Origin of the sequence: Streptomyces coelicoflavus, from assembly GCF_003112555.1 — a bacterium.
GTDB lineage: Bacteria > Actinomycetota > Actinomycetes > Streptomycetales > Streptomycetaceae > Streptomyces > Streptomyces coelicoflavus.
The window spans coordinates 868,685-880,820 of the sequence record NZ_BEWB01000002.1 but is presented as its reverse complement, the minus strand read 5'-3'; the positions used below and the strand labels follow the sequence as shown (position 1 = coordinate 880,820).

The window sequence follows — 12,136 nt, the reverse complement described above, 5'->3', positions numbered from 1 at the left end:
CCGCGGAACCCTGCGCCCCGGGGGATGGCGTGAAGATCCGGTCTCATTCCCTGACCGCATTCACACACTGGTGAAGCCGGGGGCGTCGGACGGTGTTGCTCGACAGCTCGACGATGGTGATGCGTTCACCCCCGTGCTTTGATCGGTGCGCGGCACGCCGGTGGCCCGTGCCGGAGGCCCCCAACTCCGGACCCGGGCATGCGCACCGCACCGCTCCCTCTTCCCCTGACTTCCCCCGAAAGGAACAGACCTGTCATGAACACTGTCCCCCAGGTCGAAACTGCCGAGATCTCCGACGCGGACCTGGACCAGGTGTCCGGCGGCATCGGCCTCACCGCCGGCACGGCCCTCGTCGCGGGCGACGGCGCCTTCGCGGCCGGCCTCCACGCGGAGTCCGGTGCGTTCTCCCTCACCGGCGGCCTCGGCCTCTCGGCACCCTTCGGCGGCGCGGCGGCCAACGCCCACACCACGAGCCTCTGACCCGACCGAAGCCCCGCACCACCCCGGGCCCCGGACCACCGCGTCCGGGGCCCGTCGGCGACCGCTCGGCGACCGCTCGGCAGGCTGTTGGCGTCGATGGCGACCGCACCTACACTGCCGTCCACAGCGCGCGACGACCGGGGGAAGGGAACTCGTGGTGCGGGAGTGCTGGTTCTGCGGGGAGGACACCCCTCCGTCGTGGCACGACCACGTCCTGGGGTTGCACAGGGACGTGGACACCACCATGACCCCGTTCATCATCGTCCTGCGCTCCACCTGGCGCATGGAGATCGTGTCCGTGCCACGCTGCGCCCGCTGCCACACCGGACACCAGATAGAACGGACCGCGGCGGTGCTCTCCGTCGCCGCGTTGATCGCCTATGCCGCCAGCGGCCAACTGGACCGGCTGCTGGGCATCCTGTCGTCCTCGACCGGGGAGCGGGTGGTCGCGGCCATCTGGGCGGCCGTCGCCTGTCTGCCGGGGCTCGCCTGGATCGCGATCCGCCTGGGCCGGGTGCCGTGGCAGCGCCTGGCGCCCCGTCGTCTGGGCTACGCCCGCCACCACCCGGAGTACCTGGAACTCCGGGCGGACGGCTGGAAGCCCCGAGCGGACCCCGTCCACTACTGGCGAAGCCCGCCGAACCCCCATCACCCGCCCCCCGCGAATCGCCCCCGGCGGCTGATCGGGGGCTCCTTCGAGCTGCTCGGAGCAGCCTGCGGACTCGCCATCCCCGTCGCCTATTTCACCGGTTACGAGGAACTGGCCGGAGTCCTCATCGCGGCAACGGCCGGGCTGCTCTTCGTGGCCTCGAAGATCAAACCCGAGGACTGACCACGCCCGGCCAGGCCACGAACGCCTCGCCGTCATCGGCATCCGCACCCGGGGTACGGCCACTTCGTCACCCGGACGTGCCGCACAGCCCCCGTTCCACCGCGTCCATCACCCTGCGCTCCGCCTCCTCCGCCTCCGGCGGGCGCAGGCCGCGCAGGGGGCCGTCGGTGAGAAGTACGGCCATGCCGTGGACGGTGGACCAGACGAAGTACTCGGCGTCCGGGCGGTGTTCGGGGGGCAGGGCACCCGAGGCGGCCAGGTCGTCCAGGGCCTCGGACAGGAGGCGGTAGGCGGTCCGGCCCTCGGCACCGGCCGCCTCCTCCGTGTCGGTGTCGGCCATGCCCGTCGTCGCGAACGCGGCGCGGAACAGGCCGGGTTCGGACTGGGCGAAGGCGAGGTAGCCGCGGGTCAGGGCGCGCAGGCGTGCGCGGGCCGGAGAGCCTGTCACCAGCTCGCGTTCCATCGTGCGGGCCAGTTCCGCCAGGCCCGCCTGCGAGACCGCGGCCAGCAGGGCCCGGCGGTCGGCGAAGTGGCGGTAGGCCGCGTTGGGGGCGACGCCCACCCGCCGGGTCGCCTCGCGCAGGACCACCGCGTCCGGGCCGCCCTCGCGGGCCAGTTCGACACCCGCCGCGATGAGCGCGTGACGCAGGTTTCCGTGCCGGTAGGTGTTCCGTGTCGCCATCGGCGCTCCTCACTTCCGCGGCTCTCCCGATCCCCCTCGATGTGGACGGCGTACACATCGAGGGCTAGTCTACGACGCGTCGAAAATGTGGACGGCGTCCACATAGGCACGGTCGAGGGGGAACGAGCGACGTGAACGACGACGACGTGGTGCGGCTCGAGGCGCTGACCAAGCGGTACGGATCGGGGCGGACGGAGGTGACCGTGCTCGGGCCGGTCGACCTGGGGTTCGAGCGGGGGTGTTTCACCGCCGTGATGGGGCCCTCGGGGTCCGGCAAGTCGACCCTGCTGCAGTGTGCCGCCGGGCTCGACGGGCCCAGTTCGGGACGCGTCGTACTGGACGGGACCGACCTCGCGGCGCTGAGCGAGACGGCACGGACCCGGTTCCGCCGGACCGCCACCGGGTTCGTCTTCCAGGCGTACAACCTGCTGCCCTCCCTCACCGCCGAGCAGAACGTCGCGCTGCCCCTGCGGCTCGCCGGGCGGCGCCCTGCGCGCGGGGAGGTGCGGCGGGCGCTGGAGCAGGTGGGGCTCGGCGACCGGGCCGGGAGCCGTCCGCATCACCTCTCCGGGGGCCAGCAGCAGCGGGTGGCCGTCGCCCGGGCGCTGGTGACCCGCCCGGCCGTCCTCTTCGCAGACGAGCCGACCGGGGCGCTCGACCTCACGACGGGGCGCGAACTGCTGCGTGTCCTGCGGGACCTGGTGCACTCCCCCGGTGAGCGGGCGGCGGGGACCGTCGTGATGGTCACGCATGATCCGCAGGTCGCCGCGTTCGCCGACCGCGTGGTCTTCCTCGCCGACGGGCTCCTCGCGGGAGAGCTGCGCTCGCCCACGGCGGAGGCGGTCGCGGAGCGGATGACGGCGCTGGGCCGGCCCGCGGCGGAGGAGACGGCGGGTGCCCCGTGCTGAGGATCGCGCTGGGCACGCTCCGGGTCCGCTGGGTGTCCTTCCTCGGGACGGTCGTCGCGCTCGTCCTCGCGGTGGCGCAGCTGACCGCTCTCGGTGTCGTACTGATGTCGGCGGCGGAGCCCGCGCAGCGGCCCCCGCACCGATTCGCCCGCGCGCCCGCCGTCGTCCTGCCCGCCGACCCGCACTGGGACTCCGCACAGCACGATCTGGGCGTACGGTCGCCCGCCGCCGCCCGCGGACTGTCCGCGCGGTTGATACGGGACGTGTCCGCGACGGGTACCACGGTCGTCGACCGCGCCTTCTACGCGCAGTTCGCGGACGGCGGAACGAAGAAGCAGGTCGGACACCCGTGGCCGGTGGCCGAGTTCGGCGGGTACGCGCTGCGGGACGGGCGGGCGCCGCGCGCGGCGAACGAGATCGTCGTCCCCTCCGGCCGAGCGCGCACCGGGGAGTCGGTGACCGTGCTGACGGCCGCCGACGGGCCGGGGCGCTACACCGTCGTCGGCACGGTGACGCCGGTCGGCTGGGAGGACGCCGTCTTCTTCGCGGCGGCCGAGGCGGAGCGGCTGTCGCCCCGCGTCGACGCCCTGGTCGCGCTGGGGCCGGTGGAACGGGTGCGCGCGCTGGTCCCGGACACGGCCGAGGTGCTCACCGGGGCCGGCCGGCACCGCGCCGACGCGGACGCCGCCGACGACCGGGAGGCCCTGGACAACACCCTCACCCTGCTGCCGGTGATGGCCGCGGTCGCCGGTACCACGGCCGTGTTCGTGGTGGCCTCGACGTTCGCCTTCGCGGTGGTGCAGCGGCGCCGGGAGATCGCCCTCCTGCGGACCGTCGGCGCCACCGGACGGCAGGTGCGCCGTATGGTCCGCGCCGAGGCGCTGCTGGTGGGCTGCCTCGCGTCGTCGCTCGGCGGGGCGTTGGGGCTGCTGGGCACCCGGCCGCTGACCGGCCTGCTCATCGCGATGGACGTCGCACCGCCCTGGTTCGCGGTGGAGATCTCCGCGCGCCCGGGAGTGCTCGCGCCGCTCGGGGCCGCCGTCCTGACGGGGCTGCTCGTGGCCCTGTGCGGTGCGGTGGCCGCCGCGCGCCGGGCCTCGCGCGTACGGCCGGTGGAGGCGCTGCGGGAGGATACGGCCGAGGACACGGCGGTGCCGCCCGGCCGGGCCGCCCTCGGCCTCGTGGGGCTGGCCGGCGGGGCGGGGACGGCGTGCTGGATCGGGTTCGCCGCGCCCCGGACGGTCCTCTCCCCCACCGCGTACGTGGTCTCGCTGCTGGTGCCCGTCGTCGCGGTCGCCGCGCTGGCACCGCTGCTCGTGGGCCCCGTCGTCCGGATGCTGACGCGGCCGTTGCGGCGGTTGCGCGGTCCGGCCGCCCTCGTCGTGCGGCAGAGCGCGCTCACCTCGCGCCGGCGTACGGCGGCCACCGCGGCGCCGGTGCTGCTGACGGTCGGGCTCGCCCTGTCCCTGCTCACGGCCACCGACTCGCTGGGGGCCGCCCGGGACGCGGGGTTCCGGGCGGGGGTCGGGGCGCCGTACGCCGTCGTGCCGCAGGACGGAACGCGCGGGTTCAGCCCGCGGGTGGCCGAGCGGGTGGCCCGGGTGGCGGGGGTGCGGGTCGCGGCTCCCGTGCTGACCACCGTCTACTTCCCGGACGGGGACGGGCGGCTGGAGGAGAACGACGGGCTCGCGGTGGACGCCGGGGCCCTGCGTCGGTCGACCCGCCTGAAGGTCGTGCACGGGTCGCTGGACGACCTGGACGGGCGGAGCATGGCCGTCGCCGAGCGGTGGGGGATGGAGGTCGGCGACCGGGTGCGTACGAGGCTCGCGGACGGTCGCGACGTCACCCTGCGCGTGGCCGCGACCTACGCGGCGCTGCCCGGCGAGGACGTGGCGTACCTGCCGGAACGCTTCGCCGGGACGGGGCTGTTCGCCCGCGACGGTCTGGTCCGCCGTGCGTCGCTCTCCCTGGCTCCGGGCGTGGATCGCCCGGCCGCCCTCGCGCGGGTGCGGGCGGCGCTCGCGGGCAGCGGAGCACAGCTCACCACCCGGGACGGGCTGGTCGCCGCCGAGGCCGCGCAGGCGCGCCGGCTCACCGAGACCCGGCAGCGGTCCACCGCCGTGATCGTCGTGCTGTTCTGCTTCGTGGCGATCCTGAACACCCTGCTGATGGCGACCGCGGACCGGCGCCGCGACCTGACCGTCCTCGGCCTGGCCGGGGCCACGCCGCGCCAGGTCCTGCACTTCTTCGTCGCCGAGGCGCTGCTGGTCACGGCGGTCGGGGTGACCCTGGCGCTGCTCGCCGCCGGGATCAACCTCCTCGGCCTCGGCGCCGCCCTCCACCAGCTCTTCGGCACGGCGCCGGTCGTCGTTCCGTGGGCGGCGGTCGGCGCGGTCACGGCCGCCTCGGCCTTGCTGGCGGTACTCGGCACGGTGGTACCGGTGGCGTCCGCGCTGCGGCGTCGCGCCGCCCGAGCCGTCGGTCCATGACCGCCGGAGTTCGGGGAAGGGCCGGCGATGGGTCCGCCCCGCCGTTCACCGACGTCCGCGCCCCTCCGCCGTACGCGTCCTGTCGCGATGGGCGTCGCGTCAGGCGGAGCGGCGACGCTGCGTGACGGGATACGGCCGCTCCGTCACTCGGGCGTGCGGCACCGTTCCCGTCGGCGTCAGCGGGCCGCGCCGTGCGTCAGTGATGTCAGGATCTCCTCGGCGTGCGTCCACAGCAGGGCCCCGCCGATGCCGGGGACGACGCGGCGGCGGGCGCCGGGGATGCGGGAGGCGAGCAGGGCGCCGTTGTCGGGCGAGTGGGCGGTGTCGTGCTCGCCGTACCAGATGTCGACGGGCAGGGCGAGGGAGCCGAGGGCGAAGGGCCACTGCCCCACGGCCAGAACCGTGTCGCGGGCGTAGCCGGCCGCCGCGCCCCGGGCGAATCCCTCGTCGAGGGCGCGGCGGTAGGCGGCGGAGAAGCCGGGGTCCCGGTACACGGCGAGATCGCAGTCCGGGCTGCCGTCCATGACCATGTCCCACATGCTCTCGGCGTCGAAGCCGGCGAAGAACTCCTCGGCGCCCGAAGGGTCGTGCACCGCGCGTTCGGTCAACGCCCGCAGTTTGGCGGGCAGTACGGCGGCGAACTCGGGGGCCGCCACCTCGTCGGCGGCCGACACCAGGGCCAGCGCGGAGGCGAGGCCCGCCTCCGCGCAGGCGAGGGCGAACGGAGCGCCCTGCGAGTTGCCGACCACGGCGGGGCGGTCGAAGCCGCGCCGTGCGCACAACTCCCGCACGTCGGCGGCGAAGTCGGCGAAGGTCCGGCCGGGGGCGGGCGTGGACGCGCCCAGGCCGGGCCGGTCGACGGAGACGAGGCGGACGCCGAGGGTGGCCACGGCGCCGGGGCCGAAGCCGAGGCTTCGGCTGGTGGCCGCGCCGGGGCACAGCAGAACCGGCGTGCCTTCCTGCGGGCCCCACTCGGCCCAGCCGAGCAGGCGTCCGTCCGGCAGCCGCGTCTCACCGAGGCGGGCGGGGGTGGTGGTGTGGACGATCATGGCCCCCATCATGCTGCGGGGGCGGGCCGCGCCGCACTGAACTTTCCGCCGACGCGCGCCGGGCGGGTGCCCGTCACCGCCGTACCGCCTCCACCGGCTCCGGCACGTGCCCCGCGACCACGCGCTCGCGGCCGGGAACCGGGGCGGTGGCGGCGTGGCGCCGGTCCACCGCCCACGCCGTACCCGCGACCGCGAGGCCGAGGACGGCCAGCGCCGCGCCCGCCGTCGCCGGGGACGTGACGCCGAACCCGGCGGCCAGGGCGAGGCCGCCGATCCAGGCGCCGCCGGCGTTGGCGAGGTTGAAGGCGGCCTGGTTGGCGGAGGAGGCGAGGGAAGGGGCGGCCGCGGCCTTCTCCATCACCATCAGCTGGAGCGGGGACCCGGTGACGAAGGCGGCCATGCCGAGCAGGGCCACCGACACCGCGGCCGTGACCGGCGTGCGCATCAGGAGGGGGAACAGGGCGAGGACCACGACCAGGGAGGCGAGGCCGCCGAACAACGTGCCGCGCAGGGAGTGGTCGGCCAGGCGGCCGCCCAGCAGGTTGCCCGCGGTGGCGCCGACGCCGAACAGGGCAAGGAGCAGCGTCACGCTGGTCTCGGCGAAGCCGGCGGCGTCGGTCAGCATCGGCGTGATGTAGCTGTACGCGGCGAAGAGCGCACCGAAGCCGGCGACCGTCGTGCCCAGCGCCAGCCAGACGGGCAGGGAGCGCAGGGCGGCCAGTTCGCCGCGCAGGCCGGTCGTGGGGGCGGGGGCGCTGTCGCGCGGGATCAGCACGGCCAGCGCCGCTATCGCCGCCACCCCGATCGCGCTCACGCCGAGGAAGGTGGCCCGCCAGCCGAGCTGCTGGCCCATGGCGGTGGCGGCCGGGACGCCGACGATGTTGGCGACGGTGAGGCCCAGGAACATCAGGGAGACGGAGCGGGCCTTGCGTTCCGGCGCGACCATGCCGGTGGCGACGACCGCGCCGACGCCGAAGAAGGCGCCGTGCGGCAGGCCGCTGACGAAGCGGGCGGCCAGGAGGGAGATCTCGCCGGGGGCGACGGCCGACAGGGCGTTGCCCACCACGAACAGCGCCATCAGGGCGATCAGGACGGCGCGGCGGGACATCCGGGTCGTGGCCGCCGCGAGCAGCGGGGCGCCGATGACGACGCCCAGCGCGTAGGCGGAGACCAGGTGGCCGGCGGTGGGGATGGAGATGCCCAGGTCGTCCGCGACGTCGGGCAGCAGGCCCATCATCACGAACTCGGTGGTACCGATGCCGAAGGCGCCCACGGCGAGGGCGAGCAGGGCCAGGGGCATGAGGGGGTCTCGCCTTTCGAGAGCGGGGTTGCGTACGGGAGGCCGGGAGGGCCGGGCGGGGACGACTGTATGTTCCCGTACGGAACAAAGACTCTCAGGGCGGGTATTCCGCAGACGAATTCTAGGAAGCCGTTGTGTCGACCTTCACACGCGCGGCGATCGGGAGGTGGTCGCTGCCGGTCGCCGGGAGGGTCCAGCTCGTCATGGGTTCCACGCCGGTGACCAGGATCTGGTCGATGCGGGCCATCGGGAAGGACGCCGGCCAGCTGAAGCCGAAGCCGTTGCCCACCGCGCCCTGCGGGGAGCGCAGCTGCGAGGTGATCGCGGTGAGCGAGCGGTCGTTCATGGTGCCGTTGAGGTCGCCGAGCAGGATCTTGCGGGGCAGCTTCTCGTCGGCGATGGCCTCGCCGAGGGCGTCGGCGCTCTTGTCCCGCTGCCGCGCCGTGAAACCGGCCTCCAGCTTCACCCGTACGGAGGGCAGGTGGGCGACGTAGACGGCGATCGGCCCGGACGGGGTGGCGACGGTGGCGCGCATCGCGCGCTTCCAGCCCAGCTCGATGTCGACCGGCTTCACGCCGCTGATCGGGTACTTGCTCCACAGCCCGACGGTGCCGACCACCGCGTGGTGCGGGTACTTCGCCTCCAGCGCCTTCTCGTACGTCGGTACGGCGGACGCCTTCAGTTCCTCCAGGGCCATCACGTCCGCACCGGCGGCGGCCACCGCGCGGGCGGTGCCCGCCGGGTCGGCGTTGTCGGCGTTGACGTTGTGCGTGGCCACCGTGAGGTCGCCGCCGGAGCCGGTCTTGTCGAAGAGCAGGCCGCCGAAGAGGTTGAGCCACACGCTCACCGGCAGCACCAGCGCGATCAGCGCCGTCGCCGACTTGCGGACCAGGGCGATCGCCAGCAGGACGGGGATCAGCAGACCGAACCACGGCAGGAAGGTCTCCGTGAGGCTGCCGAGGTTGCCGATGGCGTTCGGGATGTGCGAGTGGGCCGCCATGACGCCGGACAGGAGGACCGCGACGGCGGCGGTGACCAGGCCCCGGCGCCAGATCCGCCGGTCGCCGCGCCAGCCGCTGACCGCCCGGCCGAGCAGGCGCCGAATCCGGTTCTGCCGGCGCTCGGGCTCCGAGCCGCCGCTGTCCGTCTCCGTCATGTACGCCTGCTGCGCCATACCGTTGCCTCACTGCCTGCCGTGCACACCGTCGCCCCCTGTGACTCAGCACCATAGGGGATGATCGGTTCCGATCCTGCCGCCCCTGGACGGCCGTACGGGCACGAGGACGTGCGGGCTTCCCCGGGGAGTTCCGCCCGGGGTCCGGGACGGACCGCTCTGTGACAGAACGGGCACATTTCACCCCATGACGCGTGACGGCGGCCCCACTAGCCGTCGGCCCGCCACAAGTGCCACCATGGAAGGGATCCGGGGACGCCGTCAGGGCGCCTCGAGATGACATGAAGGAGCCGTTGCCATGACGCAGCTTTCGGCTGCCCAGACGCCGCAGCGCAAGCCCGCCGAGGGGAACAGGGCGCTGTACGGGGGCAAGATCAACCGCCGTATCACCGTCCGGGACATCACCGCCGCCAAGGAGCGCGGCGAGAAGTGGCCCATGCTCACCGCGTACGACGCGATGACCGCCTCCGTCTTCGACGAGTCCGGCATCCCCGTGATGCTCGTCGGCGACTCCGCCGGCAACTGCCACCTCGGCTACGAGACCACCGTGCCCGTCACGCTGGACGAGATGACGATGCTCTCGGCCGCGGTCGTCCGGGGCACGAGCCGCGCCCTGATCGTGGGCGACCTGCCCTTCGGCTCCTACCAGGAGGGCCCGGTGCAGGCGCTGCGCTCGGCGACCCGGCTGGTCAAGGAGGCCGGGGTCGGGGCGGTCAAGCTGGAGGGCGGCGAGCGCTCGCACGAGCAGATCCGGCTGCTCGTCGAGTCCGGCATCCCCGTGATGGCGCACATCGGCCTCACCCCGCAGTCCGTCAACTCCATGGGCTACCGGGTCCAGGGCCGCGGCGAGGAGGCGGCCCAGCAGCTGCTGCGGGACGCCAAGGCGGTGCAGGACGCGGGCGCCTTCGCGGTCGTCCTGGAGCTGGTGCCGGCCGAGCTGGCCGCCGAGGTGACCCGGACGCTGCACATCCCGACGGTCGGGATCGGCGCGGGCCCGGACACGGACGCCCAGGTGCTGGTGTGGACCGACATGCTCGGGCTGACCGGCGGCCGGATGCCGAAGTTCGTCAAGCAGTACGCCGACCTGCGCAAGGTCATGGGCGACGCGGCGAAGGCGTACGCCGAGGACGTCGTCGGCGGCACCTTCCCCGAGGACGAGCACTCCGTCCACTGACAGACCATCGCGGTACGACACCGGCCCCGCCGATCATCCCCCGTCGGCGGGGCCGAGTGGTTCCCGGGCGGCTGTCGGCGGGATGTCGGTGGCGTGCGGCGCCTGTCGGTGGGATGTCGGTGCTTTGTCGGTGCGCCCTGCCATCGTCCGGTGCATGAAGCGAATCGACGACACCCCTCCGGCCGCGGGCAGCGCGGTCACCGTTCGGGGGCTGGCCAAGCACTACGGCGAGACCAAGGCGCTGGACGGCGTCGACCTGGACGTCCGCGAGGGCACCGTGATGGGCGTGCTCGGGCCGAACGGCGCCGGCAAGACCACCCTCGTACGCATCCTGTCCACCCTCATCACCCCCGACTCCGGCCGGGCGCACGTCGCCGGCTACGACGTCGTACGGCAGCCCCGGCAGCTGCGCCGCGTCATCGGGCTGACCGGGCAGTACGCCTCCGTGGACGAGAAGCTCCCCGGCTGGGAGAACCTCTACATGATCGGCCGGCTGCTCGACCTGTCCCGCCGGGACGCGCGCACCCGCGCCGACGAGCTGCTGGAGCGGTTCTCGCTCACCGAGGCGGCCAAGCGGCCCGCGTCCACCTACTCCGGCGGCATGCGGCGCCGGCTGGACCTGGCCGCCTCCATGATCGGGCACCCGGCCGTGCTGTTCCTGGACGAGCCCACCACCGGTCTGGACCCGCGCACCCGCAACGAGGTGTGGGACGAGGTCAAGCGCATGGTCGGCGACGGCGTCACCGTGCTGCTCACCACCCAGTACATGGAGGAGGCCGAGCAGCTCGCCTCCGAGCTGACCGTCGTGGACCGCGGCAAGGTCATCGCGAACGGCGGCATCGAGGAGCTGAAGGCCAAGGTCGGCGGCCGCACCCTGCGGGTCCGCCCGGCCGACCCGCTCCAGCTGCGCCCGCTCGCCGCCTACCTGGACGAACTCGGCATCACCGGGCTCGCCAGCACCACGGTGGACACCGAGCGCGGTGCCGTCCTGGTGCCGATCCTCAGCGACGAGCAGCTGACGGCCGTCGTGGGCGCGGTCACCGCGCGCGGCATCACCGTCTCCGCCGTCACCACCGAACTGCCCAGCCTGGACGAGGTCTTCCTGTCCCTCACCGGCCACCGTGCCAGTGCCCCGCAGGACCCCGCTCCCGCCACCGACGACGCCCGCGAGGAGGTCGCCGTATGAGCGCCGCCACCACCACCGCCCCCGCCACCGCTCTCACGCCCGACGCGCGGATCTCGCTGCGCGCGCATGTCCGGCACACCGGCGCCCTGGTCCGCCGCAACCTGCTGTGGATCCGGCAGGACCCGGAGTCGATGTTCGACGCGCTGCTCATGCCGATCGTCTTCACCCTGCTGTTCGTGTACGTCTTCGGCGGGTCGATCGGCCAGGCCCTGGGCGGCGGACAGGACGGCTATGTGCAGTACGTGATCCCCGGCATGATCGCGATGATGAGCATGACGCTCTCCCAGGGCGTCGGCACCGGGTTCAGCCAGGACTTCAACTCCGGTGTGATGGACCGCTTCCGGTCGCTGCCGATCGGGCGGGGCTCCGTGCTCTTCGCGAAGATCGCGGTCGAGATGGCGCGGATGCTCTTCGCCACCACGGTGCTGATGATCGTCGCCGTCCTGGTCGGCTTCGACATCGACCACTGGGCCGGGCTGTTCGCGGCCGTGGGTTTGTCCGCCGTGTTCGCATCGTCGATCATGTGGGTGTTCCTCACCCTGGGCGTCGTCCTGAAGAACGCGCAGTCCGTGCAGGCGATGGGCTTCATGGTGCTGTTCCCGCTCCAGTTCGGCTCGTCGATCTTCGCGCCGACGCAGTCGATGCCGGGCTGGTTGCAGTCCTTCACCGACTACAACCCGCTGTCCACGCTCGCCGACGCCGCGCGCGGGCTGATGGTGGGCGGCCCCGTCGCCCACGACCTGTGGATCACGCTCGGCTGGTCGGTGGCGATCACGGCGGTGATGGCGCCGGTCGCCATCCACAAGTTCCGTACGAAGACCTGATCCGGCCTCTCGCACACCCGCTGAGCAGCGACGACGCG

The 12,136-nt window shown here is 73.8% G+C and carries 11 protein-coding genes; 7 read left to right on the top strand and 4 right to left on the bottom strand.

Annotated features, from left to right (window positions below):
- The first annotated feature begins 255 nt into the window (after nt 1-255).
- Nucleotides 256-480: a hypothetical protein gene (locus tag Sco07f_RS04150; RefSeq protein WP_007448926.1), complete on the top strand. Its 225-nt coding sequence runs from the start codon at nt 256-258 to the stop codon at nt 478-480.
- A 244-nt stretch (nt 481-724) separates the two neighbouring features.
- Complete coding sequence (locus Sco07f_RS04145; RefSeq protein WP_239109860.1) at nt 725-1,312, top strand: hypothetical protein; 588 nt, start codon at nt 725-727, stop codon at nt 1,310-1,312.
- Between the two features lie 67 nt (nt 1,313-1,379).
- Here the strand turns inward: Sco07f_RS04145 and Sco07f_RS04140 are convergent, their stop codons facing one another.
- Nucleotides 1,380-1,994 (bottom strand): TetR/AcrR family transcriptional regulator, encoded by a 615-nt coding sequence (locus Sco07f_RS04140; protein ID WP_007448922.1) that lies wholly within the window; start codon nt 1,992-1,994, stop codon nt 1,380-1,382.
- A 131-nt stretch (nt 1,995-2,125) separates the two neighbouring features.
- Here Sco07f_RS04140 and Sco07f_RS04135 point away from each other — a divergent pair, with 131 nt between their 5' ends.
- Nucleotides 2,126-2,902, top strand: coding sequence for an ABC transporter ATP-binding protein (locus Sco07f_RS04135; RefSeq protein WP_108986974.1), 777 nt, complete (start codon nt 2,126-2,128; stop codon nt 2,900-2,902).
- The gene (locus Sco07f_RS04130; protein WP_108986973.1) at nt 2,896-5,391 is read left to right on the top strand and encodes an ABC transporter permease; all 2,496 of its coding nucleotides are present in this window, start codon (nt 2,896-2,898) and stop codon (nt 5,389-5,391) included. Before Sco07f_RS04135 ends, Sco07f_RS04130 begins: the two co-directional genes overlap by 7 nt.
- A 176-nt stretch (nt 5,392-5,567) precedes the next feature.
- Here the strand turns inward: Sco07f_RS04130 and Sco07f_RS04125 are convergent, their stop codons facing one another.
- From Sco07f_RS04125 to Sco07f_RS04115, 3 genes are all read right to left on the bottom strand, one after another.
- Entirely contained in the window at nt 5,568-6,440 is an 873-nt protein-coding gene (locus Sco07f_RS04125; RefSeq protein WP_108987089.1) for an alpha/beta fold hydrolase, read from the bottom strand.
- Between the two features lie 73 nt (nt 6,441-6,513).
- The gene (locus Sco07f_RS04120; RefSeq protein WP_087791222.1) at nt 6,514-7,740 is read right to left on the bottom strand and encodes an MFS transporter; all 1,227 of its coding nucleotides are present in this window, start codon (nt 7,738-7,740) and stop codon (nt 6,514-6,516) included.
- 121 nt (nt 7,741-7,861) lie between these two features.
- Entirely contained in the window at nt 7,862-8,914 is a 1,053-nt protein-coding gene (locus Sco07f_RS04115; protein WP_087791220.1) for an endonuclease/exonuclease/phosphatase family protein, read from the bottom strand.
- Nucleotides 8,915-9,212: 298 nt separating this feature from the next.
- On the opposite strand from Sco07f_RS04115, the gene panB reads away from it, so the two are divergent.
- The 3 genes from panB to Sco07f_RS04100 all read left to right on the top strand — a co-directional run bounded on the left by panB (nt 9,213) and on the right by Sco07f_RS04100 (nt 12,098).
- Nucleotides 9,213-10,088, top strand: a complete 876-nt coding sequence (gene panB / locus Sco07f_RS04110) for a 3-methyl-2-oxobutanoate hydroxymethyltransferase (RefSeq protein ID WP_054102088.1) — start codon at nt 9,213-9,215, stop codon at nt 10,086-10,088.
- A 154-nt stretch (nt 10,089-10,242) separates the two neighbouring features.
- On the top strand, nt 10,243-11,274 hold the full coding sequence (locus tag Sco07f_RS04105) for an ATP-binding cassette domain-containing protein (protein WP_167468007.1): 1,032 nt from the start codon (nt 10,243-10,245) through the stop codon (nt 11,272-11,274).
- Entirely contained in the window at nt 11,271-12,098 is an 828-nt protein-coding gene (locus tag Sco07f_RS04100) for an ABC transporter permease (protein ID WP_108986972.1), read from the top strand. The genes Sco07f_RS04105 and Sco07f_RS04100 overlap by 4 nt, the downstream gene beginning before the upstream one ends.
- The last annotated feature ends 38 nt before the right edge of the window (nt 12,099-12,136 follow it).